We start from the raw sequence: 25288 nt of genomic DNA, 5'->3' as shown, positions 1-25288 counted from the left end.
ATTTTTCGATGTCGGTGAATTGGAATAAGGTACGACAGCCCTTCCAGCAGGTCTGGAACTGGTTGACCAGCATGCGCACAGCGCTGATTCTGCTGTTCATCCTCGCTTTCGCAGCGGTTCCGGGCGCCCTGTTGCCACAGCGCTCGCTGAATAAGGACAAGGTCGACCAGTATCTAGCCGCCAACGGCAAGACCGCCGAGATCATGGATAAGCTGCAGCTTTTCGATGTCTTCTCGTCCGTCTGGTTCGTCGCCATCGTGGCATTGCTGCTGATTTCCCTGGTTGGCTGCATTATTCCGCGCACCATCGACCACTACAAGGCCATGAAGACGCCACCGGCCAAGGCGCCGAAACGGTTGGCGCGTCTTCCGCTTCACGACGAAGCCGTGGTCGATGCTTCCGCGGACGAAGTTTCTAAGCGGGTGCGTGAGCGCCTGAACAAGTGGGCGTTGACCGAGACTCCAGCAGATGAAGATCGCGCTGGGGCACGATCCTTTTCCGCGGAGAAGGGATACCTGCGTGAGTTTGGCAACCTGGTGTTCCACCTGGGCATTGCGCTGCTGATTATCATCGTCGGCTTGGGGCGCATGATCTATTACGAGGGCCAGGTCATTCTGCTGACCAACACCGGCACCGAAATTTCTGATGACAACGTCAACAGCGCGGTGGGCGTTCCGTTCTGTAACACCGCTGCGGCGAACTATGACTCGCTGCGCTCGGGAAACACCTTCGACGGTACGACTCTGAACCCGTTCTGTATTCAGGTAGAGGACTTCGCGGCCGATTACCTGCCGAACGGCCAGGCCAAGATGTTTACCTCGCACATCCGATTCGCAGAAGAAGAGGATATGCGTAAGCCTGTCGATGAGTGGGAGAAGACCACGCTGCAGGTCAACCACCCTCTGCGCATCGCCGGTGACCGCGTCTACCTGCAGGGGCACGGCTTTGCGCCTGCGTTCAAGGTGACCTGGCCGAATGGCGAGTCGCGTACGTCGATTGTCCAGTTCCGTCCGGATGATCCGACCTTCTTCCTGTCCTCTGGTGCGCTGCGCTTCGACCCACCAGCAGGCATGTACCCGGACTTGTTCGAGCGCCGCCAGAACCAGATTGCAATCGAGGGACTGTTCGCTCCGACCGCGGAGTTTACTGGTGAAAAGGGTGCTCTGCTGCAGTCCTCTTACCCGGCGATGCAAGACCCGGCCGTGGCTGTCGACATCTACCGCGGCGACGCGGGCTTGGACACCGGTCGTTCGCAGGGGCTGTTTTCCCTCGACCGCGATCTGATGCACTCGGGTCAGCTGGCTAAGGAAGCCCGCGTCAACCTCAAGCAGGGCGAATCCACCGAGCTTGCCGACGGCACCAAGATTGAATTCCTCGGTGCGAAGGAATTCGTCAACTTGCAGGTTTCGCACGATCCCACGCAGTTCTGGGTGCTGGTGGCAACTGTGGCCGCACTGGCGGGCATGGTTCTTTCGTTGGGCATTAAGCGCCGACGTGTTTGGGTGCGCATGTTCCCGCTGGAAGATGGCCGCACTCGCGTTGAGTTCGGTGGCCTTGCCCGCACCGACAAGGCAGGTTGGGGCGAGGAGTTCCAGTACATCGTAGATGACATCCTGGAACGTGACAGTGATGACGAGGATGCTGCTGACAACAATGCTGCGACCGACGAGAGCGCGGACGACAAGGACAAAAGCTAACTGACCACTAAGTCTGGTCCATCATTACTGCAGGGTGAATGCGCGGGGGCGAGAATTGCGCCTCCGCGCATTTTTGCGTCCCCCGTGTCCCCGGTCCCCTTTTGCTTAGTCCTGCTTTAGTACTAGGGTTTGAAGAAGTATTCCGCTAATTCCACACTTTGGAGCCAAGTACATGCTCGTCAATAAGACACTGGCGCAGTTTTCGGACTGGTCGTACTTCACGGCCTTCGCCTTTTATCTTGTGGCCTTTGTTATTTCCATTGCCTACTACAGTCGTCGTATCGCGGCCGCTGAAGCGAAAAGCCAGGTTGCGGAACGCGAGCTGGTAGCCGCCGGTGCGGGTGAGGGAGCTACCACCGCTAGTGTTGCTGACTCGGGGGAGTCGGCGACGAAGTCGTCGGCAAGCGAGCCTAAGAACCAGGTGCTGACGAACCGACTCGGCGTTGTGACGGAAATGCTGATTTACGTCGGGGTGGCCGTGCACTTTGCATCGGTGCTGCTGCGTGGCCTGGCCGTGCAGCGTTTCCCGTGGGGCAACCTCTACGAGTACGTATCAGTTTCAATCCTCTTTGCTATGGCAATTGCAGCTGGCGTACTGCATCGTGAAACCATGCGTGTGTTCTGGCCGTGGCTGTTGGCTCCGATTCTGGCGCTGATGTTTTACGGTGGTAAGAACCTATATGTTGAGGCTGCTCCGGTGGTGCCGGCACTGCAGTCGATTTGGATTCCGGTTCACGTCTCGATTATTTCTATCGGGTGCAGTATCGCACTGATTTCCGGTGTTGCCTCGATTCTCTACATGCTGCGGATGTACAACCGCGAGGGCAAGGAAAAGGGCTTCCTGGGCAAACTGGTCGCGCCGCTGCCGGATGCTCAAAAGCTGGATGCGATTGCTTACCGCACCGCTATTTGGTCCTTCCCACTGTTCGGTCTGGGCATTGTGCTGGGCGCTATCTGGGCCGAGTCCGCATGGGGTCGTTACTGGGGCTGGGACCCGAAGGAGACCACGGCGCTGATTACCTGGATTATCTACGCCCTGTACCTGCACGCTCGCGCGACTTCGGGTTGGCGTAATACCAAGGCCGCGTGGATCAACATCTTCGGTTTTGCCACCATGGTGTTCAACCTCTTCTTCATCAACCAGGTGGTTTCGGGCCTGCACTCCTACGCTGGTCTGAACTAAGTCTTCACACTTGTACAAAGCCGGCATCGCCGGGTGAACTAGAATCGCTTCCATGCGCGTTCTCGTCACCGGTGGTGCCGGCTTTATTGGTTCCAACTTCGTTCTCCGCACTCTGGCTACACGGCCCGATGTGAATGTCACGGTGCTGGACGCTTTCACCTATGCCGCGAACCCTGCGAGCTTGGATGGCGCGGACTGTGAAATCATCCGCGGCGATGTTCGTGACGCGGAGCTGATCGATCGCCTCGTGCCCCGCTTCGACGTGGTCGTCCACTTCGCCGCAGAGAGCCATAACGACAATTCGCTGGTGGATGCCGATCCCTTCGTCACCACTAATGTCATGGGCACCGTGAATCTGGCCAAGGCTTGCGCCACCCACGACGTCCGCCTTCACCACATCTCCACCGACGAGGTCTTCGGCGATCTCGCTCTCGACGATCCAGCACGCTTTACGACGGCCACCGCGTACAAACCCTCCAGCCCCTACTCGGCCTCCAAGGCTTCAGCGGATCACTTTGTCCGGGCGTGGGTGCGCAGCTTCGGGTTGGTTGCGACGATTAGTAACTGCTCGAACAACTACGGGCCGAGGCAGCATCCGGAGAAGCTGATTCCCCGCCAGATCTGTGGTCTGTTGCGCGGTCGTAGCCCTCGCGTGTACGGCACTGGCGAGAATGTTCGGGACTGGATTCACGTCGATGACCACAACGACGCGGTCTGGGCAATCTTGGATTCTGGCGAGGTGGGGGAGACCTACCTGATTGGTGCCGATGGCGAGCGTTCCAACCTCGACGTGGTCGGAGACATCCTGGAGGGCTTCGGTCGTGAGCGGTCCGACTTTGTCCATGTCACTGACCGCCCGGGGCATGACCGTCGTTATGCGATTGACCCCGCATCCATCCGCAGCCTTGGCTGGCAGCCGCGCTACCAAGACTTTTCCGCGGGGCTCGCCGAGACCATCGACTGGTATCGCGCCAACGAGTCCTGGTGGGCGGCGGCCTACGATGCCGCTGAGGCTGGCTACGCGGAGCGCGAGCAGGAGTTGTAGTTCGCTGCTGGGGCATGCCTAGCGAACCCTCAACGCACACTCAGTGCACACTCAACGCGTGCCACAGCCTCAGCCCGGGCGCCCCGTCTACACTTGTTACCCATGAGCCCTAAGAGCACATTCCAGCCCACTTCTATCGACGGCGTTTTCACCTTCGAACCGGTCATCCACGGCGACAGCCGCGGTAGTTTCCACGAGTGGTATCGCCTCGACGCATTCGCCGAGGCCACGGGCTACCCGTTCTTCCCGGAGCAGGCCAACATGAGTGTCTCCGCCGCAGGCGTTGTCCGTGGCCTGCACTTCGCTGACGTCAGCACCGCGCCAGATGGCCACCCCGGCCAGGCGAAGCTGGTTACTTGTCCCGCGGGCCACATCCTCGACATTGCGGTTGACCTGCGTCGCGGCTCCGATACCTTCGGCAAGGTCGAGGTTTTCGAGCTCGACAGCAAGACCCGCCGAGTGGTCTATCTGCCCAACGGCATCGGACATGGCTTCGTCTCGCTTGCCGACGACTCTGTGCTCACTTACCTCACTTCCACCGGTTACAACCCGGAGGCAGAGCGTGCTGTTAGCATCCAGGACCCGACTCTCGGAATTGACCTGGCTGCGCTGCTGGCCAAGGGTGGTCTCACCGACGCGGACATGATTCTCTCCGAGCGCGATCAGAAGGCTCCGACTATCGAGCAGTTCGAGGCCGAGGGCAATAAGCTCCCCAGTGAGTTTGACTGCAAGGATCTTGAGAACATGGCTCGCGACGAGTGGGCAATCGCCAACGAAGCGGCCGGGCAGTAAGGCAGAAAGGCGCGAGCACTATGAAGGGCATCATCCTCGCAGGTGGTACGGGCTCTCGGCTGTTTCCCATCACACTTGGCGTAAGCAAGCAGCTGGTTCCCGTCTATGACAAGCCGATGATCTACTACCCGCTGAGCACGCTGATGCTAGCGGGAATCAGGGACATCCTCGTCATCACCACGCCACATGATGCCCCGCAGTTTGAACGCTTGCTTGGCGACGGCTCGCAGTGGGGCCTCACCCTCACCTTTGCCACCCAAGACGAGCCCCGTGGTCTCGCTGAAGCGTTCATCATCGGTGCGGACCACATCGGCGATGACTCCGTTGCCCTCATCCTCGGCGACAACATCTTTTACGGTGCTGGCTTGGGCACGCAGCTGCGCCGCTTCCATAACGTCGATGGCGGAGCGATCTTCGCCTACTGGGTCGCAGATCCCACAGCCTATGGAGTCGTGGACTTCGACCAAAGCGGCAAAGCCGTGGCGATCCAGGAGAAACCGAAGAAACCACGCAGCCATTTCGCGGTGCCTGGTTTGTACTTCTATGATGCCGAGGTTGTTGAGATAGCTCGCTCGCTGCAACCGTCGTCACGCGGCGAATTGGAAATCACGGATGTTAACCGCGCCTACTTGGAGCGCGGGAAACTGCAGGTAGAGGTGCTGCCGCGCGGCACGGCATGGCTGGACACGGGCACGGTGGACAATCTGATGGCCGCGGGTGATTTCGTGCGCACGATTGAGCAGCGGCAGGGGCTAAAGATTGGCTCGCCGGAAGAGGTGGCGTGGCGCATGGGATTCATTGACGATGCTGCGCTTAGCGCGCGTGCCGACGCCCTCAGCGCCAGTGGCTACGGGGAATATCTACAGCAGTTGTTGCTGCGTGGCAAGGACGTTTAGTCAGTTTCGCCGGGATTATCGGGGTTGTCGTCCTGCTCCCGTTCGCGCCGCTCCTGCAGCTCCTGCTCACGTTTACGGCGATCGAATTCGGCCTTCTTGAGCTTCCAGAGAAACTCCGGATCATCGTCGGGAGCGAGCGGACGGGGTTCCGGTTGCGGAGCGGAAATACGTCGCATGCCGTTGCCGCGACTGCCGGGGCCAAATGCCTTCCACAGCATGACTACGACAAGGATGATGAACAGCAGCAGAATGAGCCGACCCATGTAATAGCTAACCTCCTGGATTTACCGACTAGAATACGCAACGAGTCCCGTAGTGCCCACGAGGGGTATCGCACTGCATGCGGTACGGCGTACAGAGTTCGTTAGGGTACAAAGGAACGTTGGACACGAACAGCCATGGACGCTAGCAACGCCCGGGCACAGCACAGGCGTAACACGTAGAGGTGAGGGTTTAATGACCAATCCAGCAGAGCAGGACAAGTTGGCTTCTGAGGCTCAGATGCCAGCAGCTCCGGTGACCAAGAATGCTGGTCGCGGCAATGCCATGAAGGGGCTGTTCTGGTACGGCCTTGCTCGTCTGCTGCTATTCCTAGTGCTGTTCTTCATTCTGCTCGTGATTATCTACCTCGTTAATGTGCAGATTCCGGCTGCAATTACGGCTGTGTTCGCACTGATTATTGCGATGCCGCTGTCGGTTTTTGTGTTCCCGAAGCTGCGCGTCCAGGCCAATGAGTCTGTTGCAGTGTGGTCGGAGAACCGCCGCGCGCACAAGGAATACATTGCGCAGCAGATTAAGGACCGCGAGGAAAACTAGCGCACCTTCTCCAGGGCCCGCTCGATAGCCCGGTTCACCGCTTCCGGAGCCTCGAGCGGCAACATGTGGCCGGCCCCGTCGACTTCAACCAGTTCGGCGTCCGGCCACTTTTCCATAATTAGGTCTGCTTGCTTGCGCGGAGTGACATCGTCCTTCGTGCCCACCAGTACCGCTCCTGGCAAGCCCTCCAAGTAAGGCCCGGATGCGAACTCGTCGTGATCCTGCAGGTCGTCGAGATATCCCACGAAAGTTTCCAGCGGTGTTTCATTAATCATGGCCGCGTGGAACTCGATGATCTCGTAGTCCGTGCGCCGGGCGAACACCGCCACCGCCAACGACGGCGCCATCAGTGACGCGATTGCCTCGCGGAACTTGCGAATCTCCTTCGGCGAGGACTCAATTGCATTGCGCGCCGCATCCGCCACCGGGGACGCCAGAATCTGCGGCACACCCTGGGCGGCCAGCTTGTCGATAGACGTGGAAATCAACACTACGCCTGCTATCCGACGGCGAATGCTTTCCTCGGCAGCCCGCACCATGTGCAGTGCAATCAAACCGCCTAGCGAATGCCCAACCACGATGAGTTTTCCGGTCGCGGCACGCTCGGCGATCACGGCCAGCGCATCGGCCGCAGCCCCTTCGACCGTGCAGAGTGAAGCCGGAACCGCTCCGGTCTGGCCGTGGCCGCGCAGATCCATAGTCAACAGGCGTGCTTCCGGGTGCGACTTGCGCAGCGCGTTGAACTGCCGGTACCAGGACTCACCAGCCAGGGTGAAGCCGTGGACGAAGACGATGGTCACGGGTTCTTTGGCGGGTTCGCTAGGTTCAACCTCGTACCAGTGCACCGGAATATCGGTGGTGACAGCATCCGGCTTGTCGCTGGCCTTCCGCTCGTCGTCCTTGGCCGCAATCTCGGCCGTGACCGGTGCGGTCTTGATATGCACCACGCCGGTTGACGTGAGATCGGTGAGTCCCGGTTCACGGGTCTGCGAATGCAGCGCACCGTGCTCCAGCGCCAGTCGGCGGCGTCCCGATTTGGTCAAACGCAGAGCAGCGCTGCGGGCGAAAGCTGGAGCCTTGGCTGCTGTGTCGCCAACTCGGGTTGCGGCCTCCTGGACGTCGTCAAGCGCCTTGTGCGTCAGTGTGCGGAAGTCCATCGGTACCCCCTAGCTGAGCGCGAGTGCGAGTGCCGTAATGACGGACCAGGCAAGCATCATCTTGCCGGTAAGCCCCAGTACCGGGATGAGCTCCTTGCCCTTCTTATGCATGCGAATTGGCTCGGAGGCCTTCACCCACAGCGGCACGATGAGCAGACCCACCAGCGCCCATGGGCGCCAGAAAGCGATAAAGCTGCTGGCCAGCGCGGGCATGAGGGAGAGAATCTGCCAGACGATGCGGGTGCGGAAGTCGCCCAGGCGAACTGCCAAGGTGATCTTGCCGGTAGCGGCGTCGGTGGGGATGTCGCGCAAGTTGTTCGCCAGGTTCACGGCAGAAGACACCGAACCAATACCAATTGCGCAGGCCAGGCCGACCCAAGACAGCGAGCCCGTCTGGGTGAATTCCGTGCCGAGCACCGCGACGAGACCGAAAAAGACGAAGACCGAGACCTCGCCAAGTCCGCGATAACCGTAGGGATTTTTACCGCCGGTGTAGAACCACGCAGCCGCGATGCACAGTGCACCGACCAGAATGAGCCACCACGCGCTCATCAGGGACAGCGCCACACCGGCAAGACCGGCGACACCAAAGGAACCGAACGCCGCGTACTTCACAACCTTCGGCTCGACCAGACCAGAACCCGTCAGGCGCAGCGGGCCCGAGCGGTCATCGTCAGTGCCGCGGATGCCATCGGAGTAGTCGTTGGCGAAGTTCACGCCCACAATCAACGCCCACGCGACAACCAGCGCGAGCACCGCACGTCCCCAGATAATCGGCGCGTGCGTCGATGCTGCTCCGACACCGACGATGACCGGCGCAAACGCATTCGCCCAGGTATGGGGGCGCGCGCCTTCCAGCCAATCGCTTAACGACGCCGTTGCAGGACTCTTTGGTGCTTCAGACATGAATTAATAATAGGACGTGACACCAAATGCCTTGAACTAATGCGGGTTCGAGTGGCTTAAAGGCTGGAAGGTAAAAGATTAAAAGAGCGCCGCGACTTTCTTCCGGTCGACCTTGCCCGGCCCAATCAGTGGCAGGGCCTCCACGCGACGCAGATCCTTCGGAATCATCCAGTGATTGATGCGCCCGGCGTCTTCAGAATCGCCGAGGCCGTCCATGACATCGCCGAGCTCAGCGGTTCCTTCATACGCTGCGACAATGGCGTGGCCGAGCCGTGGGTGTGGCACGCCGACCACGCAGGCTCCCGTAACGCCGTCGATGGCGAGCAGTTCACGCTCGAGGACTTCGGGGTGCAGTTTCAGCCCGCCGGAGTCGATGATGGTGTCCAAGCGTCCCGTAATGATGAGCCGACCGCCGCGGATCTCGCCCGCATCGGAGGTGGCGAACCAACCAGGTTTGGAAAAGGCCTCGTGACCGGGCGCATTGCGGTAACCGTGTGCGATCATCGGCCCGCCGAGCCAGACGCGACCATTTTCGATGGCGACCTGTGCACCTTCGATGGGCTGCCCGTCATAGACGCAGCCGCCGGCCGTCTCGGAAGAACCATAGGTGGTCAAGACGTTAATGCCGAGCTCTTCCGCGCGCGCTGCCACCTGTGGGTTCAAGGCCGCGCCGCCGACGAGGATGGCGTCGAAGAGACGCAGGGCTGCCACGCCAAAGGGTTCTTCCATGGCCTTCGCCAGCTGCATGGGAGCCAGCGAAGTGTAGGCGCGGTCGCCGGCACCGGCACCGGCACCAGTGAGGGCCTCGGCGCCGTCGGCGAATGCGGCTACATCAAAACCGTCTGTCACATCCACACACACCGGATCCGTGCCCGCGAGCAGCGAACGGATGAGGACCTGCAGGCCAGCGATATGGTAGGCCGGCATCGCCAGCAGCCACTGTCCTTCACCGCCGAGCCACTGATGTGTAGCCGCCGCGGACGATACCAAGTTATCCACCGTCAGCTGTGCACCCTTCGGTGTGCCGGTGGAACCGGAAGTGCCGACAACAAGTGCGATGGACTCATCAATTGGCTCACCTGCGCGTTGCGAGTTCCGCAAGATTGAGGCGCGCGTGCCGTCGTGAAGCGGAACGGGGAGCAGCGAGACCTCGCCGTCGAGCGCCGCGCGGAGGTCGGGCAGGATAGCGGTCGGGTCGTGGGGATTGACGGAAAGCAGGCTGAGCGTACGCACAACCCAAACCATAGCCGGAGTTGTTCCGTAGCCTCTGGTGACGAGGCGTGAGAAACATGAGCGCGGCGCGGGCGGCAGCGGCGGAACAATCGTGGACGCGGGCGTGTTGCCCAGAGCATAGACAGTCGTAGATAGAAACATCGATAGAAAGGCATCGAAGATGGGTTGGATTTTTGGTAGGTCAGCGCAGTTGGTGCCGGAAGAAGAGGCGCTGAAAGGCGGCTCGCACCCGGTGCTGGAAAATCCGAAGCCGCATGCAGTGCTCGGCACGCCGATTACCGGCCCATGGGAGGATGGCCAGGAGGTCGTCTACATCGGTATTGGCTGCTACTGGGGTGCTGAGAAGCTGTTTTGGGAAACACCGGGCGTGCTCAGCACATCGGTCGGGTTCGCCGGTGGCGTGACGCCGAATCCCACCTACCGCGAGTCCTGCACCGGCCGGACCAACCACACTGAGATTGTGGAGGTCGTCTACGACCCGGAGCAGATTAGCTTCGACCAGCTGATTGCCAAGGCCTTCGAGGCCCACGATCCCACGCAGGGCTACCGCCAGGGTAATGATGTCGGCACGCAATACCGTTCCGCGATTTACACGACGACGTCCGAGCAAGCGCGCCGGGCGCAGGAAATCGCCGATGCGTACGCGCCGAAGCTTGCCGACGCTGGCCTGGGCCCCATCACCACGGAGATTAAGCCACTGTCGGAGACTCCGGCAGGGGAGTACTACCGAGCCGAGGACGAGCACCAGCAGTACTTGTTTAAGAATCCGAACGGCTACTGCCCGGTGCATTCGACCGGCGTGGCCTGCGGGATTTAAAGGCGAAATTTCGTAGAACGCTTAATCGCGATTAGTAAAACTCACTGAGAAAAGTAAGGTGGTTATATCAATCAGATAGTTGAATAGGAGTGAACCCTTGTGGTGAAGCAAGTACTGCGCGTTGCATTTGCTTTCGTCGGCGTAGTCGTCGGCGCGGGCTTTGCGACGGGTCAGGAAATCATGCAATACTTCGTCGCCTTTGGCATCAATGGTGTCTGGGGTGCCGTTCTCTCAGCGGTGATCATGAGCCTGATGGCTATGATCATTTTGCAGCTGGGAAGCTACTTCCAGGCCAGCGAGCACGGCGAAGTATTCCGACGCGTATCGCATCCCATCTTCTCGCGCGTACTGGACATTGGCGTGATTATCACGCTCTTCGCCACGGGGTTCGTTATGTTCGCCGGTGCCGGTGCCAACATGGAGCAGCAGTGGGGCATCCCCGTGTGGATTGGTGCCGTGATGATGGTGCTAGTGACCATCGCAGCCGGTTTCCTCGATGTTGACCGCGTGACCACCGTGATCGGTTCCATCACGCCGTTTATCGTCGGCTTTATCCTGCTGGCCAGTATTTATACGCTGGCGTTTACCGATGCCACCCCAGCCGCGGAGCAGGCAGCTGCCGTTGCGGAAGTCCCGACCACTCTGCCGAACTGGGTTGTCGCCGCGGTGAACTACGTCGGCTTTAACCTGATGGTTGCGGTCTCCATGGCGATTGTTATTGGCGGCAACTTGTTCAATCCCCGCGCCGCAGGTGCCGGTGGTTTCGTTGGCGGTTTGGTGTACTCCGCAATGCTGCTGATTACCACCATCACGCTGTTCCACACTGTTGGTACTGTCGCAACCGATGCCGTGCCAATGCTCACCGTTATTAACCGCCTGCACCCGTGGCTTGGTCAGGCAATGGCCGTGGTTATTCTCGGTATGATTTTCAACACGGCACTTGGCATGTTCTACGCACTGGGGCGTCGCGTCACCGCAAATCACCCGGAAAAGTTCAAGATTGTCTACGTTGGTCTGGTTCTGCTCGGTTTCGCCTTGAGCTTCATGGGCTTCCAGAACCTGATTGGTTGGGTCTACCCAATCCTGGGCTACATCGGGCTGCTGCTCATTACCGTCATGCTCATTGCCTGGCTGCGCGGTCGTGAGCGCATCAGCGAAGAGACTTCTCGCCGTAAGCGCATCTTCCGCCTTGTTCGCCGTGGTCGGAAGAAGGAAGCTCGCGAGGAAATCGAAGACTCCAACCTCAGCGTCGAAGAGGTCCGCGAGGCTATCGAGGAGTAGGTGGGCTGGCGCGTGGCTACAGTCAGCGTCGCTGTCAGCTTCGAGAGCGGATTGCTTTCAGTGACGTTGCCCGCGCCCAGGTCACGAATGCCCCGGTCACAATGGCGGATGCCAGAACCATCAGCGGCCACCGCTCGGGGTAATCACGGACCACCCAGGTCCATCCCCATTCTGAAGTCCACCACAGCGGTGAGGCACTGAGGACATCACCGCCAACCATCACAGCCCAACCGCCGAGCGCGACCGAGACAAAGATTGCGGCCGCCACACTGCGACGCGCAATCAATCCGGTCACGGCCACAATCATTGCGGCCACAAGAGGCGCGATGACCGCCTGGTACGGCCAGGGGTTAATGCCGGTCTGGCCATTGGTCTCGCCGCCTGCGCCGCTGATAATCACCGCAACCACGAGCACCGGTACGAGAAACGCCATATCCAAGGCAAACAAGCGAAGTGTGATGCTCCCGCGCGAGCGCCGATACATCAGCGCTGGCCAGGCATCAGCTTGCGAGGTCCACGTCATGATGGCGACCACGGTTGCGGCCGTCGGCACGCAGACGAAACTCAGCAGCCCCAGCGCATACTCCGGGTTCCACACCACACGCACGACCGCAAGCCCGGCAAGCATCAGTGCTGCGAGGCTCCACCAGGTGCGCCAGGGCAGGGTCGCGCTCATGCCATGGCTTAACGACGAAGTGCTGCGTTCCCGGCCCGTCGGCAAGCTGAGAGATTTTCCGTGCGCAGCCAATGCGATGGCAAAGAAGCCTAGTCCGAGGAGTAAATGCAGCAGCGCGGGCGGCAGGATGGCAATGTCCCAGATTTCGCTGTCTGCCGGAGCCGTGATGGAATTAGCCTGCACACCGTGAATAGGTAACGTTGGGCGGATTGCCCAGGTCCACGGGAGAACTTGCCAGTTTGGGCTCATGGCATCCAGTGTTCCTGCGATGGCCCAAGCGATGGCAGTCAGCGGCGCAAGGAAGAGAGCTGCGCGTGGCACAAGGCGCCATAGGGCAAGGCCGTATGCCCAGAACACGAAGAATGACAACGTGTTGAAGATCGTGAATTGCAATGCGGTGCTCACGCTCCGGGCAAGGAGAGCGGCCATCAGTGCGTGGCCGAGGGCCGTGGAGGTGATGACAGTGGCTGCGCGTGCCAGGAGCACTCGAGTGCTCGAGATATTGCGCCAGATTAGGCCGCCGTGGCGGAGCTTTTCTTCACGGTTTTGGCCAATGACGGACGTAATAGCAGCCAGGGGAGGAAGCAGGATAAGTGAGTAGATGTGGGCACTCGCCATGGCGGTGGCATCGACACCTCTAGAAAAAACCATGCTGACCAGAGCGATTGCCACCATGATGATGGGCAGGAACATGGTGAGCGACCACTTCGCCCGCAGTAGTTCGGCGCGGAAGTAGTGGCGCGTAGGAACAGCGCGCGTGTTAAGAGTGCGTGTGTGCGGTTGAGCGCTCATCGGGCAACACCTACTGCGGCAAAGAAAGCCTGCTCGAGGGATTGACCAGCAGCCGCAAAGTCAGTCAGCGGGCCTTCGTAGACCAGCCGGCCACCAGCAAGAACTCCCAGGTGGTCAACACTCTTTTCGACCTCACCGAGCTGATGCGAAGACACCACAACCGCTTTGCCGCTATCGGCGAGATTCCGCAACAAGGTGCGCAGACTCACGATAGCTTCGGGGTCGAGGCCGTTAGTGGGTTCGTCGAGAAGCACAATGTCGGGGTCGGTGAGCAGTGCCATCGCCAGGGAGAGCCGAACCTTCATGCCAGTGGAGAATGCGCGGGCGCGCTTGTTGCCCGAGTGCAGCCCCACCATGTCGAGGACTTCGCCGATGCGACTCTTGTCCGTGCCGGTCAGATGTGCGTGCACTTTGAGGTTGTCGGTGGCCGAGAGTTGCGGGTAGAACGCCGGGCCATTGATGGAGGCGCCGATGCGGTCTAGGTCGGCAACGGACCACGGGCGTCCCGCAATACTGATTTCACCGGAGTAGGGAATTAGCCCAAGCACAGTGCTCATCAGCGTGGACTTACCTGCGCCGTTGAGTCCCAATAGTCCGTAGACCTCGCCGGCACGGACGCTCATATCGAGGCCGTTTAGGACAGGTTCGTTCTTGCCGTAGGAGACAGTGATGCCGCGCAGCTGAAGGAGGGAAGCGGCGGCATCTGCGGAAGGGTCTGAGGTAGGAGTTGGTGCGTTCATGCCTTAAGTAATAGGAGTGCTTGGCACGATTCGCGCCCTCCCTGAGGATGAGATGGCGGAAATATCCTCCCTAGGGAGGAGAGGCGATAGCGAGGATGACGGAACCAGTGAGGAGAAGCTACAGCAGCCCGTTTTTCGCAGCCCAAATGACAAGATCCACGCGACTGCGTGAGCCCGTTTTTGTTAGTAGCGCTTTCACATGGGTTTTCACGGTCGTCGTGGCGACCACCAATCTGCGAGCGATCTCATCATTGGAAAGCCCCTGGCAGACGAGGTCCAAAATCTCCTGTTCGCGGGGTGTGAACTGGGTTCCTGCGTCGGTGGGATCTGAGCCAGCGCCATGTGTCGAGGAAACGCTTGCTGACTGCTCGAAGTGGGCCGTGCGCGGTGAAACGTGTCGCAACACCATTGGCGTCACCTTCGGATCGATGACTCCTTCACCGCGGTGGATACGCATGATGGCCGAAAGCAGCTCACGGGGATTGGAGTCTTTGAGCAAAAAGCCTGCGGCCCCAGCTTCTAAAGCGCCGAGCACGAGGGATTCTTCGCGGAAGGTGGTCAGTACCAGAACTTTCGGAGCGGATGCGTGGGTCGCGCCTCCGGACGATGCCCCTCGCACGATTTGCCGCGTGGCCTCGATACCGTCCATCACGGGCATACGAATGTCCATGACGACCACATCCGCACCGGAGGCAAGACGCACAGCCTCGGCGCCGTCGCCTACGGCACCAATGACTTTCATCTGCGGGTGGGCATCAATAAGCTGCGCGAAAGACTGCCGAATCAGAGCCTGATCTTCAGCCACTAATACTCGAATTACATCCATTGCTCGTCTTTCTTGACAGTTTCGACAGCCAGCCCTGCTTCGGTTGAACCGCTTACAGGCGGATACTGACGCGGAACATGCCGTCGCTTTCACCATAAGTCATCTCGCCACCGAGCTGCGCCACGCGTTCATCCAGACCAATCAGGCCAGCACCAGCTCGCTTCCTGTGTGCCAAGGCGTCGCTCACAGCCCGATTTGCGGTCACCAAATGAACCCGCGCCGGGCTGTCATCAGCGTCGGCAGGTGGATTGATTATCAGTGCCAGCTCACCAGCGCCCGATGAGTGCTTGGCCATATTCGCGGCCAACTCCGTCACTGCCCGCACCAGAGTCAGTCGCTTCGCGAGTGGCCAATCCGCCAGCGCCTCATAAGACTCCGGCAGAGTCACCGAAACATCGCGACCCGGCGGACAAACAGCCGCAACCAGACGTGGAATCTCATTCGGATCAGCGCTAATCTCGCCGCCTTCACGTAGTGCATCGACAAGCGCATGCACATCTCGCAACGATTGTTCTGCGGTCTGGGCGATGCCTTCCAGCGTGGTCTTTTCAGCAGCGCTTTCCGCTCGTGAGTCATTCATCTCCGCCAGGTACAGCGCTGTTTGGGCCTGAACCTTAATAGAGGTGAGTCCGTGCCCCACGACGTCGTGAAGCTCCCGGGACAACTCCAACTTGTTGAGCGCCACGACGTTCTCCAACTCCGCGGCATGTTCCTCGGCGTTGATGCGCAGCCACAGCGGCACTGCGTACGCGCTCGCCGTGATGAGCACCGCGGGCAGACCGAATACCAACAGCCGTTCCGGAGTAAAACCGAAGGCTGGAACCGCTGGGTTGAGGAAACTGCCAATCAACCCTAAAAAGAGCCCAACTATGCCCCAGGTGCGATTCTGTTCCCACCTGGTCACAGACCATAGTGATAGTGGGGCGGCAACAATAATAGGGTCTACCCCAAGGTTCACCGGGGATAGCCACACCAGCAAGGCGAGACCCGCTAGGGCACTGTACGTAATCACAAACGATGCACGCACTGCTTTACGACGAAACGCTGCGGCGCCGGCAATCATCGCGGACAGAACCACATTGGTGACATAAGTGAAGCTCGGGCCATAAGTAAATAGCGGCGTCATGCTCAACCAGCAGCACAGCAGGAAAGCAGCCGCAATAGCGAGATCGGCAGCTGGGAACGAGCCGACAAAGAAACGCACCCGGCTGGGCCAGTCGAGTGGGTCAGGAGTCTGCGTGGTGGCAGCCTGTGCGTGCATGGAGGAAGCGGTGCGCTGCATGTGTCTAGGCTAGCGGTCGGTGGCTTGCGCGGTTTAGTGTGAGTTTTCCACTTGCCGAAACGTGATGTTGATGCGCCCCTCTTTAAGCTCGCACCCCTCCGGCAAAGTGCCCGGACGAGTTTTGGGCACACCATGAAACGCAAGCCGCTTGGGGCCACCAAACACGATCACATCCCCGCTGGCGAGAGTCACGTCATCCCAGGGCTTGTTGCGGTTTTCAGTTCCGCCAATGCGGAACAGAGCCTCATCGCCGATAGAGAGCGACACAATTGGCGCAGGGGAGTTTTCGTTGCGATCCTGGTGCATCCCCATGGTGGCCCCGGGTGGGTAGTAGTTGACCAGCGCCATGTCGGGCCGAAAAGTGGCGGGCCACTGGCTGAGGGATTCGTCGTAAAGCGCGGCAGCGCCGAGTGCTTCGGTGGCGAGCTGTAGCAGATTGTCAGGCATAGGCGGGACGCGAACGCCGCCTACGTGTGTGACGTAGCGGTACGGATTTGTGGCCCACATGCGGCCGAGATGGAGCATGAAGACCTGCATCTGGCCACTTTTGAGCTGTGGGCGAGTCATGGCCAGGGGAGTTCCGGCAAGGTCGCGGGCGATGTCACGGAGTTGCGTGATGATGCCCGCCTGCCGCTCCAATGGAAGCCACCCCGGAAGATGAACAACTCCCGGCGTGATGCGGGCATCGTCGCGCGGGAGCTGATCAAAGAGCATAGGTCTAGTTTGCCTCTTAACCCGCGATGATTGCGTTAACCGGGCGGGACAGGAACTGCGGACCAATCTTGCCCAGGTAGCGCAGGATAAAGTCCGCTGCCGACACCGAGTAGAAGTGGCGCTGGCGCTCAATGAAGTTCTGCGGATGCGTTGCCTTCCACACGGCATCAGCGACCTGATCCGGCGTGATGCGCACGCCAAGACGACGGGTCGAACCAGCGGAAACGTCCGCCAGCTTGGTCTTCGCCCACAGCGGCATGATGGCAACGACGCGGATCTTGTCCTTGCGCCATTCCAAATCCAGAGCCTGCGTCAGACCCGAGACGTAGAACTTCGACGCAGAGTACGGCGCGATGTGCGGCTGACCGTAGATACCCGAAGCCGAACCCATGTTGACCAGGTGAGACCCCTTGGTGCGCTTCAGGTACGGGTGCGCCGCCTTCGCACCCAGCGTCAGGCCGGTGCAGTTGATGTCCACCTGCGCGCGGATAATCTCCGGTGACTGGTCAGTGATATCGCCATCGCCGATGATGCCCGCGTTATTGTCCAGCACCGTCAGCTTGCCGCCGGTGTGGGAGGTGAAGTCCGCAAGCGCGTCCTCCCACTGCTTAAAGTCCGTCACGTCCAGCTTGCCGACGATTACCTCCGGGCGCTCAGCCTTGAGCTTCGCCAGGGCATCCTCATTGATGTCGTAGACGCCGACGGTCCAGCCTGCAGCCAGGAACTTCTCGGCCACCGCGCGGCCAATGCCCTGCGCGCCGCCGGAGATGAAAATGGACGGGGAATCAGAAGTGGCCATGGTGTCTCAATCCTGCCTTTTCTTGCTGTTTTTATAAGTGGATAAATGTTATTTGCCAGCTTAGGTGAGTATTTGTTGTTTAACTGCGGATTAGAGGAAACGCGCCCTGATTACAAACGCGCCCTCTACACTGGCCATCATGAAACCCCTGAACATCCCACCAGGTCCCGGCATCCCAAAGGGCCTCGTCATCCCCGCGGCGGAACTCACTGAACGCTTCGCACGCTCCGGAGGGCCGGGCGGTCAGGGCGTTAACACCACGGACTCCAAGGTGCAGCTATCGGTCGATATTGCCGAGCTCAGCGTGCTTTCCGACGTCCACCGCCGCCGCGCTCTCCAGAACCTCAGCCACCGACTCGACGGCACCACACTCACCGTGTCGGTCACCACGCAGCGCTCCCAAGTGCGCAACCGCGCGGAAGCCCGGCGTCGCTTGGCGGATCTCATTCGGGAAGCCGTGCAGCCACCGCCTCCGAGGCGCCGGCGGACTCGACCAAGTCGGGCCTCGATTGCCCGTCGTAAAGCGCAGAAGCAACGCCGCTCTGAGCTCAAAGCCAGCAGGCGCCGACCCAGCTCCTACTAGGGGAATATGGGATTTTCGCGCATTCGTTGCAATATAGAGGAATGAGCGAAAATCAGGCCCCTACCGAAAAGGCAGCTGAAGCCGTCGCGGAGTTCAACCGCGTGCCCTCGATCCTGTCCATCCAGTCGCATGTGAGCTACGGCCATGTGGGTAACTCCGCTGCTGTTTTCCCGCTGCAGCGCGCAGGTTTTGAAGTGTGGCCGGTCCACACCGTCGATTTCTCCAACCACACCGGCTACGGCCAGTGGCGCGGCCCGATGATTCCGGCCATGGATGTGAGCGAGGTTATCAAGGGTATCGATGAGCTGGGCAAGCTTGACGACGTCGATGCGATTATCTCCGGCTACCAGGGCGGTAGCGATATTGCGGATGTCATCATCGAGGCCGTGGCGATGGCCAAGCAGCGCAACCCGAAGGCCATTTACTCGTGTGACCCGGTGATGGGAAATGCCAAGAGCGGCTGCCACGTCTCGGATGACATCCCGCCGCTGCTGCGCGACAAGGTTGTGCCGGTGGCAGACGTGATTACGCCGAACCAGTTTGAGCTGGGATACCTGACGGGCCGCGAGGTCAACGACCTGGAGTCCACCATTGCGGCAGCCCATGCTGCTCGTGAGATGGGCCCGGAGTCCGTGCTGGTCACCAGCGTGCTGCGTCCGGAGCGCAAGGAGGGTGAGATTGAGATGCTCGCCGTCAACGGCTCGGGCGCATGGCTGGTGGCGACGCCATACTTGCCGCTAAAGCGCAACGGCTCCGGCGATGTCACGGCTGCGCTGTTTGCGGGCAACCTGCTGCGCGGTCGCGGTATTGACGGTGACCTGTCGGTCGCGTTGGGCAACACCGCGGCCAGCATCTTTGAGCTGCTAAAGGTCACGCACGAGTCCGGCTCTGGCGAGCTGGAGCTCGTTCGTGCGCAGGAGGCCTACGTCCACCCGGAGCAGCGTTTTGAGGTTACGAAGGTAGCGTAGCGCTTTATAAGCGAATATGGGGGGAGTCGATGGCGGCAGCACTTATGTGTTGCCGCCATCGTCGTACCAGGTCTTCGGGATTTTCTGCCTTTTACCTGGGTTCTAAACATTTGCGCAACAAGAAGAAAAGATTTTGAACCATTGAAATAAAGTTTCCAATGAGTAGATAATGAAAACGGTTACTACTTAGTTGTGCCTATCCTTCAATAAAGGGGAGTAAATGTTTTCTACCCGCACGGGGCGAACCCTGGCTGTCTCGGTCTCTGCACTTGCGATTTGTGGCCTCGGGTTGACCGCCTGTTCGAACCCCGATGATAAGTCCGCCTCCGGTGCCGCCGGGGACTCCGGCGCCAGCGCCGAGCAGACCCTGGTCCTGCTGGATAACAACGAAACCGGCGGATACAACCCGGTTGCTGGTTACAGCAGGTCCGGCGATTCCCCGGTCTACGAGGGCCTTTTCCGGCTCAAGCCGGTGTCGGGTGACACCTCCACGAAGCCCGTCGACTTTGAGCCTCTGCTAGCCTCCGGCCCCGCCGAGCCGAGCAATGGCAACAAAACGTGGACCGTTCCAATCAAGGACGGAATCACCTTCTCCGACGGGACCACCTTCGGGCCGGAGGACGTCGTGGCGACCTACAAGGCCATCCTCGACGAGCGCTCGGCCTCCTCTGAGGCTCCGAACTGGGAAATGCTCGATGAGGTGCACGCCGACGGAGACAAGGTCGTCTTCGAGCTGAATATCCCGTACGCGGAATTCGATCACCAGCTCCTCAACGGCATCGCCCCGTCGGAGGCCTTCAACTTCGATGATTTGAAGCCCGCCGAGGACTCAGATCTCAATACCAAGCCCGTGGGAACTGGCCCGTTCAAGCTCGAATCTTTGCGTGCCGACGAGGCCATCTTCACGGCCCGCGAGGATTATCACGGCGGGGCCCCTGAGCTGAAGAAAGTCATTTACCGAGTCAATCAGGACGAAAACTCCCGTGCTCAGCAGCTGCGCGGCGGCGAGGGCGACGGAACCATTATGGAGCCGGCGTTGGCGCAGGAATTTGAAGGCCAGGAGGGATTCAAGGTCGAGTCGGCGCATTCGGCGGACTGGCGCGGAATCACCCTTCCAGCGGGCAACCCGGTCACCGGTGACCAGGCAATCCGCAATGCGGTCAACCTGGCTGTCAACCGTGAGGCCATGGCGAAAGACGTGATGAAGGGCCACGCGAAGCCGAACTCCACCTTCCTCGCGGACTTCTACGGCGACGCCTACGACCCGACCGCCGAGATCAAGCACGACACCGCGAAGGCCGAGAAGCTTCTCGACGACGCCGGGTGGAAGAAGGGCTCGGACGGCATCCGCGTCAAGGACGGCCAGCGCGCCGCGTTCGATGTCATCTACTTCCCGAACCGCGATCACGCCCGCACAGACCTGACGTTGGCCGCAGCCTCCGACCTGAAGAAGGTCGGCATTGAGGTCAATCCGGTCGCCCGTGATTCCAAGTCTGTCACCCGCGAGGACTACGCCAAGACCCCGGTCATGCTGGGAGGAGGCGGTACCCCGTACTCCGTCGACGGCCAGATCTACTCAATCTTGCACTCCAAGTACGCTGAGCCGGGTGCCGGTGCCAAGTGGGATAACGGCTCCGACTACGTCAACCCGGAGATCGACAAGCTGCTCGACCAGGCGCGCGTCGAAGCGGACCAGGCCAAGCGAGACGAGCTCTACCGTAAGATTCAGAAGCTCTACGCCGAAAAGCCCGCCATGCTGCAGCTGGTCTACGTTGACCATGTCTATGTCGAGCGCGACCGTGGCTACACGCACCCGGATGCCATCCTTGAGCCCCATGCCCACGGCCTGAACTTCGGCCCGTGGTTCAACCTGGGGGCATGGCACAAGTAAATGACAAAAGCCGAGCCACACCCACGTCCTCACCCTCGCTCGCGCCCGCACTCACACCCGCGTCTACACCCCTCTGAGCATCAACCCCGTTTCAAGAGCCGGAAACGGCAGGTCGCAGGAATCGTCGTGAGGCGAGTGCTGGTAGCCGTTCCCATCGTTGTGGCGGTGACGGCAGCAGTGTTCGCGCTGGCGGCGGTGAGCCCCTTCGACCCTTTGGATGCGTATCTCAAAGGTCAGGCGGGCAACCTGACCGAAGCGCAGAGAGTCTCGATTTCTCACCAGTTGGGGCTGGATAGGCCCTGGTGGGAGTCGTGGTTGGTGTGGCTGCAGGGCCTGGCGGTGGGCGACCTTGGCATTTCGAGGTCCTACTCACAGCCGGTGACGCAGGTGCTCGCCGAGCGTCTGCCGTGGACGATGCTGCTCGGCGCCTGCGGACTTGCCGGAGCTATCGCGCTGTCATTCGTTCTGGCACTGTGGGCTGCGGTGCGGCGCGGGGGAGTGCTAGACCGGCTAGTCCTGTCGATCTCGACGGTGATTCAGGCGACCCCGCCCTTCGTCGTTGCACTCGGCGGCCTCGGCCTTTTTGCGTTGGCCTGGAAGCTATTTCCCACCGGAGGCCTGACCTACCCGGGCGAGCCCGTGACTTTCTCCTCTACGGTGGCGCACCTTACGCTGCCAGCTGTCGTTCTTGCGATTACGCAGGTGCCGTGGCTGGTGCTGTCGTTGCGTGAGTCCATCGTCGAGGTCATGGACTCCGGCGCGGTCACCGGAGCGCAGGTCCGCGGCATTCCGCGCCGAACGATTATTTTCTCCCATATCCTGCCGACCGCAGTGCCGCCTTTCCTCGCGCTCATCGGCGCGCGACTGTCTGAGCTGGTCGTCGGATCGACACTGGTGGAGGCGGTCTTCGCGTGGCCTGGGCTCGGAACCGCGCTGGTCAAATCGGCTCAGAGCTTGGACTTTCCGCTGCTGAGCATTCTCACTATCGCGACGACGGCTATCGTCCTGCTCGGAAATCTGCTTGCCGACGTCGCCTTCGTCGTCCTCGACCCACGGGTGGATGCAGATGCTTAAAACGACAAAGAGGCCGGTCGCCCCGGTCGTGGCCGTGGCGTGCCTGGTCCTCATCGCTGCCTACGCCTTTTTAACTCCGCTGTTTCACGACTCCGACCTGGTGCTCACCGACTTCGCCAATTCCGGTGTCGCCCCGGGGCCTGAGCACTTCTTCGGTACCGATTCGAAGGGGCACGACGTTTTCGTTCGAGTTGCTGCGGGAATGCGCATTTCCCTTTTCATTGCACTGGTCACGGCAGTGTGCTCGGCGATCGTCGGTATCGTCCTCGGCGTTACCGCAGGCATGCTCGGCGGGCGCGTCGACCGCGTCATTATGCGCAGCGCCGACGTCACCAACGCGCTGCCGCACCTGCTACTGGGGCTGCTCATCGTCAGCCTTTTCCGAGGCTCGGTCCCCGCAATCATCATCTCCCTGGTACTGACGCACTGGGTGACCATCACCCGAACGGTCCGTGCGTCCGTGCTGCATCTGCGGGGCGCCGAGTTCGTCGAGGCCGCGCTCCTGTCCGGAATGAGCCGCGCACGCGTGCTAGCTCGGCACGTTGTTCCGGCGGCATTGGGGCAGTCCTTGGTCGGCCTTATCTTGCTGATCCCGCACGCAATCTGGCACGAGTCGACGCTGTCTTTCCTTGGGGTGGGCCTGCCGCCGCACAAGCCGTCTCTCGGGACTCTGCTTGCCGACGCCGAGGGCGCCCTGCTTCTCGGCCATTGGTGGATTTTGGTGTTTCCCTCGTTTTTCCTCGTCGCCACAACGTTGTGTATTGCGGCCGTCGGCACGCATTTGAAGGAGCGGGTGACCGGACAGGAGGTGCTGGTGTGAGTGCTCGGGAGGGCGTCGGCAAGCGAGAGAAGCTGCTGGACATTGAGAGACTGACAGTGCGGATTCCCCTGCGCGGTGGTGACGTGGTGCATGCCGCGACGGGCGTGTCCCTGACTGTGGGTAGGGGAGAGGTCGTCGCGGTTGTGGGTGAGTCGGGCTGCGGAAAGTCGATTATTGCCTCGGCGGTGGTTGGCATGCTGCCGCCGCACGCGAGAGTAGAGGGGCAGGTGCGTTTCTATCCGCGCGAAGGGGCAGCTGACAGTGGTGCAGAAGCGGAGAGGAACGCCGAGCCCATCGAAATTCTGGCGCGGCGACGTACCGGCGCGGGCCTTGCTCGCACTGACGAGGAGCTGGCGGGGCGGCAAATCGCGCTAGTACCGCAGTCGGCGGCGACGTTTTTGACACCGGTGCGCACGGTCGGGGCACAGCTAAAAGAAACAATTTCCGTTCTGGGGCGCAACCACACGGTGGAGGAGATGCTGCGGCGAGTCAGCCTGGATGCGGAGGTCGCGGCGCTGTATCCCCACGAACTTTCCGGGGGTATGGCGCAGCGCGCAGCAGTGGCATTCGCCCTGGCTGGCGACCCTGCTCTGGTGATTGCTGACGAGCCGACGGCCTCCCTCGACCCCGACCTGACCATGGCCCTGCTGCGCATGCTTCGCCAAATCGCCGACAGTGGTGTGGGAGTCATGCTAATTACGCACGACATTTCCGAGCTGCGCGATAGCGGCATCGCCGACCGAGTTGCAGTGATGTACGCATCGCGCCTTGAGGAGACGGGACCGGCAAAACAGGTGATTGAGGCCCCAGCCAGCGAATACATGCGCGACCTGCTCGCAGCGCTGCCCGAAAACGGCATGCGGCCGATGCCCGGCGTGGTGCCGAGCTTGACGAACCTGGACGAGGACTATTGCTACGCGCGCAGGCTCGAGGAGGCGGGGAAATGAACGAGGAGGCTGTGGTGAGTAAGGCGTTGGTGAGTGAGCAGGCTTCGGTGAGCTGTGACGCGCAGGCGAGTGGCAAAGCGCTGGTCGCCGAGAACGTGTCGAAGTCATTCGGCGCCAAGGACGGCTCTGCGAGAGTCGTTTTATCGGACGTTTCCATCAGGGTTGATCCAGGGCAGATCGTCGGGCTTCGTGGGCCTTCGGGGGCTGGCAAGTCCACGCTCGGCCGTATCCTCGCAGGCCTGGAAGTGCCCGATTTAGGGCAGTGCTTCTGCGACGGGGTGCCGGTCGGCGCTGTGCGCAGCCGCGCCGGGCAGCGGGTTCGTGGCCAGATTGGGATGGTGTTTCAGTCTCCCCGAAGGTCCTGCGACCCGCGGATGACTTTGGGGCGCACCATTCGCTCAGCCGCACGACAGGGGCGGCAAGGGCGGCGGGATGGTCAGCGAACCGGGAAAAGTGTGGACATCGACGAGCTCATCCGAAACGTTGGGCTGACTCCGGACCTTCTCGATCGCTTCCCTAGCCAGGTCTCAGACGGGCAGCTCCAGCGTGCCGCAGTCGCTCGCACCCTGGCCGCCGGTCCACGCTACCTCATCTGCGACGAGATGACCGCCATGCTCGACGCCGCCAACTCCGCGGCAATCGTCGAGGTCATCCGGGATTTCGCCGTATCTGGCGGCGGTGTTCTCATGATTAGCCATGAACACAGGCTTCTCGCCGCCGTGTGCGACGGCGTCGTCGCCTTAGAGTAGCGATATTACTTAGCGCCCAGCTTGGAGTCATTGAACCTTCACTGCCTGTGATCGCCGATAGAATTTAGAACTTAGGGTAGCCATACCTATGGTGGATATTGTAGGCTATCCTGTTGTTGATTGAATGGTTGGCTATCAATCGTTACTTGCTTGAAGGACTTCTATTGATTGATTCAAAAACTCCAAGGCTTCGACTTTTGACCCGATCGGACTTGGAAGATATCGAACTCGAACCTTCGCTGGTTATCCGTGCAGTAGAAGATGGATACTTGGCATTCGCGGAAGGTTCCTCGCAGTGCCCGACAAAAATGATGATTGACTTACCGGTTGAGAGCCGGGACTCGATTGCTTTTTCGATGCTCGGTTTTGATGCCAACCGTGATCTCGTTGGATACAAGACCTCTTATCGCCACGGAAGCGACAACCCAGATAAGTACTACACCACCATTAGTCTCTACGACGATGAAAGCGGCATGCCATACGCGCTAATGGACTGCCAAAAAGTTGGAGCCTCGCGAACTCCCGCTACAACCTCATCGACCATGGAGTCAAAGTTAGCGATGTCAAGGCATTCGCTGTGGCCCGAGTGTTGGCTAGGGAACAT

The 25288-nt window shown here is 60.5% G+C and carries 26 protein-coding genes; 15 read left to right on the top strand and 11 right to left on the bottom strand.

Annotated elements, in window-relative coordinates; translation table 11 throughout:
* Positions 1–8 precede the first annotated feature (8 nt).
* The 5 genes from HMPREF2849_RS01355 (at position 9) to rfbA (ending at position 5613) form a co-directional block, all read left to right on the top strand.
* Positions 9–1697, top strand: a complete 1689-nt coding sequence (locus HMPREF2849_RS01355) for a cytochrome c biogenesis protein ResB (protein WP_070862498.1) — start codon at positions 9–11, stop codon at positions 1695–1697.
* 172 nt (positions 1698–1869) lie between these two features.
* Entirely contained in the window at positions 1870–2880 is a 1011-nt protein-coding gene (gene ccsB / locus HMPREF2849_RS01350) for a c-type cytochrome biogenesis protein CcsB (RefSeq protein WP_016421998.1), read from the top strand.
* Positions 2881–2932: 52 nt separating this feature from the next.
* Entirely contained in the window at positions 2933–3925 is a 993-nt protein-coding gene (rfbB, locus tag HMPREF2849_RS01345) for a dTDP-glucose 4,6-dehydratase (protein ID WP_016421999.1), read from the top strand.
* 102 nt (positions 3926–4027) lie between these two features.
* Positions 4028–4717, top strand: coding sequence for a dTDP-4-dehydrorhamnose 3,5-epimerase family protein (locus HMPREF2849_RS01340; protein ID WP_016422000.1), 690 nt, complete (start codon positions 4028–4030; stop codon positions 4715–4717).
* 20 nt (positions 4718–4737) lie between these two features.
* Complete coding sequence (gene rfbA, locus HMPREF2849_RS01335; protein WP_016422001.1) at positions 4738–5613, top strand: glucose-1-phosphate thymidylyltransferase RfbA; 876 nt, start codon at positions 4738–4740, stop codon at positions 5611–5613.
* Here rfbA and HMPREF2849_RS01330 read toward each other — a convergent pair.
* Positions 5610–5876, bottom strand: coding sequence for a hypothetical protein (locus tag HMPREF2849_RS01330; RefSeq protein WP_016422002.1), 267 nt, complete (start codon positions 5874–5876; stop codon positions 5610–5612). The genes rfbA and HMPREF2849_RS01330 overlap by 4 nt on opposite strands.
* Positions 5877–6069: 193 nt before the next feature.
* Between HMPREF2849_RS01330 and HMPREF2849_RS01325 the strand changes: the two genes are divergently transcribed.
* The gene (locus HMPREF2849_RS01325) at positions 6070–6429 is read left to right on the top strand and encodes a DUF4229 domain-containing protein (protein ID WP_016422003.1); all 360 of its coding nucleotides are present in this window, start codon (positions 6070–6072) and stop codon (positions 6427–6429) included.
* Here HMPREF2849_RS01325 and HMPREF2849_RS01320 read toward each other — a convergent pair.
* The 3 genes from HMPREF2849_RS01320 to menE all read right to left on the bottom strand — a co-directional run bounded on the left by HMPREF2849_RS01320 (position 6426) and on the right by menE (position 9737).
* On the bottom strand, positions 6426–7586 hold the full coding sequence (locus HMPREF2849_RS01320; protein ID WP_049192983.1) for an alpha/beta fold hydrolase: 1161 nt from the start codon (positions 7584–7586) through the stop codon (positions 6426–6428). The two genes, HMPREF2849_RS01325 and HMPREF2849_RS01320, sit on opposite strands and share 4 nt — an antisense overlap.
* Before the next feature lie 9 nt (positions 7587–7595).
* Complete coding sequence (locus tag HMPREF2849_RS01315; protein ID WP_016422005.1) at positions 7596–8492, bottom strand: 1,4-dihydroxy-2-naphthoate polyprenyltransferase; 897 nt, start codon at positions 8490–8492, stop codon at positions 7596–7598.
* Between the two features lie 78 nt (positions 8493–8570).
* Positions 8571–9737 (bottom strand): o-succinylbenzoate--CoA ligase, encoded by a 1167-nt coding sequence (gene menE, locus HMPREF2849_RS01310; RefSeq protein ID WP_070862497.1) that lies wholly within the window; start codon positions 9735–9737, stop codon positions 8571–8573.
* A gap of 148 nt (positions 9738–9885) precedes the next feature.
* On the opposite strand from menE, the gene msrA reads away from it, so the two are divergent.
* Both msrA and HMPREF2849_RS01300 read left to right on the top strand, forming a co-directional pair.
* The gene (msrA, locus tag HMPREF2849_RS01305; RefSeq protein ID WP_070862496.1) at positions 9886–10542 is read left to right on the top strand and encodes a peptide-methionine (S)-S-oxide reductase MsrA; all 657 of its coding nucleotides are present in this window, start codon (positions 9886–9888) and stop codon (positions 10540–10542) included.
* A gap of 99 nt (positions 10543–10641) precedes the next feature.
* Entirely contained in the window at positions 10642–11823 is a 1182-nt protein-coding gene (locus HMPREF2849_RS01300; protein WP_070653442.1) for a YkvI family membrane protein, read from the top strand.
* A gap of 34 nt (positions 11824–11857) precedes the next feature.
* Here HMPREF2849_RS01300 and HMPREF2849_RS01295 read toward each other — a convergent pair whose 3' ends face one another.
* The 6 genes from HMPREF2849_RS01295 to HMPREF2849_RS01270 all read right to left on the bottom strand — a co-directional run bounded on the left by HMPREF2849_RS01295 (position 11858) and on the right by HMPREF2849_RS01270 (position 17652).
* Positions 11858–13291, bottom strand: a complete 1434-nt coding sequence (locus HMPREF2849_RS01295) for an ABC-2 family transporter permease (protein ID WP_070862495.1) — start codon at positions 13289–13291, stop codon at positions 11858–11860.
* Entirely contained in the window at positions 13288–14031 is a 744-nt protein-coding gene (locus tag HMPREF2849_RS01290) for an ABC transporter ATP-binding protein (RefSeq protein ID WP_070862494.1), read from the bottom strand. The genes HMPREF2849_RS01295 and HMPREF2849_RS01290 overlap by 4 nt, the downstream gene beginning before the upstream one ends.
* Before the next feature lie 118 nt (positions 14032–14149).
* Entirely contained in the window at positions 14150–14857 is a 708-nt protein-coding gene (locus HMPREF2849_RS01285; protein ID WP_070862493.1) for a response regulator, read from the bottom strand.
* Positions 14858–14909: 52 nt separating this feature from the next.
* The gene (locus HMPREF2849_RS01280; RefSeq protein ID WP_070862492.1) at positions 14910–16139 is read right to left on the bottom strand and encodes a sensor histidine kinase; all 1230 of its coding nucleotides are present in this window, start codon (positions 16137–16139) and stop codon (positions 14910–14912) included.
* Positions 16140–16172: 33 nt separating this feature from the next.
* Positions 16173–16853, bottom strand: a complete 681-nt coding sequence (locus HMPREF2849_RS01275) for an alpha-ketoglutarate-dependent dioxygenase AlkB family protein (protein ID WP_070862491.1) — start codon at positions 16851–16853, stop codon at positions 16173–16175.
* A gap of 16 nt (positions 16854–16869) precedes the next feature.
* Positions 16870–17652: an SDR family oxidoreductase gene (locus HMPREF2849_RS01270; RefSeq protein ID WP_048759274.1), complete on the bottom strand. Its 783-nt coding sequence runs from the start codon at positions 17650–17652 to the stop codon at positions 16870–16872.
* 139 nt (positions 17653–17791) lie between these two features.
* On the opposite strand from HMPREF2849_RS01270, the gene arfB reads away from it, so the two are divergent.
* From arfB to HMPREF2849_RS01235, 7 genes are all read left to right on the top strand, one after another.
* A complete protein-coding gene (arfB, locus tag HMPREF2849_RS01265; RefSeq protein ID WP_070862490.1) occupies positions 17792–18235 on the top strand; it encodes an alternative ribosome rescue aminoacyl-tRNA hydrolase ArfB in 444 nt (147 codons plus the stop codon).
* Between the two features lie 41 nt (positions 18236–18276).
* Positions 18277–19203 carry a pyridoxal kinase PdxY gene (pdxY, locus tag HMPREF2849_RS01260; RefSeq protein WP_246822076.1) on the top strand — a complete coding sequence of 309 codons (927 nt, stop codon included), beginning with the start codon at positions 18277–18279 and terminating at the stop codon, positions 19201–19203.
* Positions 19204–19423: 220 nt separating this feature from the next.
* Positions 19424–21094 carry an ABC transporter substrate-binding protein gene (locus HMPREF2849_RS01255; RefSeq protein ID WP_016422017.1) on the top strand — a complete coding sequence of 557 codons (1671 nt, stop codon included), beginning with the start codon at positions 19424–19426 and terminating at the stop codon, positions 21092–21094.
* A gap of 135 nt (positions 21095–21229) precedes the next feature.
* Entirely contained in the window at positions 21230–22168 is a 939-nt protein-coding gene (locus tag HMPREF2849_RS01250; protein ID WP_224783768.1) for an ABC transporter permease, read from the top strand.
* A complete protein-coding gene (locus HMPREF2849_RS01245; RefSeq protein ID WP_016422019.1) occupies positions 22161–22988 on the top strand; it encodes an ABC transporter permease in 828 nt (275 codons plus the stop codon). The genes HMPREF2849_RS01250 and HMPREF2849_RS01245 overlap by 8 nt, the downstream gene beginning before the upstream one ends.
* A complete protein-coding gene (locus HMPREF2849_RS01240; protein WP_016422020.1) occupies positions 22985–23935 on the top strand; it encodes an ATP-binding cassette domain-containing protein in 951 nt (316 codons plus the stop codon). Before HMPREF2849_RS01245 ends, HMPREF2849_RS01240 begins: the two co-directional genes overlap by 4 nt.
* A complete protein-coding gene (locus tag HMPREF2849_RS01235) occupies positions 23932–24684 on the top strand; it encodes an ABC transporter ATP-binding protein (protein ID WP_016422021.1) in 753 nt (250 codons plus the stop codon). The genes HMPREF2849_RS01240 and HMPREF2849_RS01235 overlap by 4 nt, the downstream gene beginning before the upstream one ends.
* 454 nt (positions 24685–25138) lie before the next feature.
* Here the strand turns inward: HMPREF2849_RS01235 and HMPREF2849_RS11275 are convergent, their stop codons facing one another.
* Complete coding sequence (locus HMPREF2849_RS11275; RefSeq protein WP_241482441.1) at positions 25139–25288, bottom strand: hypothetical protein; 150 nt, start codon at positions 25286–25288, stop codon at positions 25139–25141.

The sequence above is a fragment of the Corynebacterium sp. HMSC073B01 genome, from assembly GCF_001838255.1.
Classification (GTDB): domain Bacteria; phylum Actinomycetota; class Actinomycetes; order Mycobacteriales; family Mycobacteriaceae; genus Corynebacterium; species Corynebacterium jeikeium_D.
Note: the sequence above shows the minus strand (reverse complement) of the source record. Positions and strands in the feature narration are given on the sequence as shown.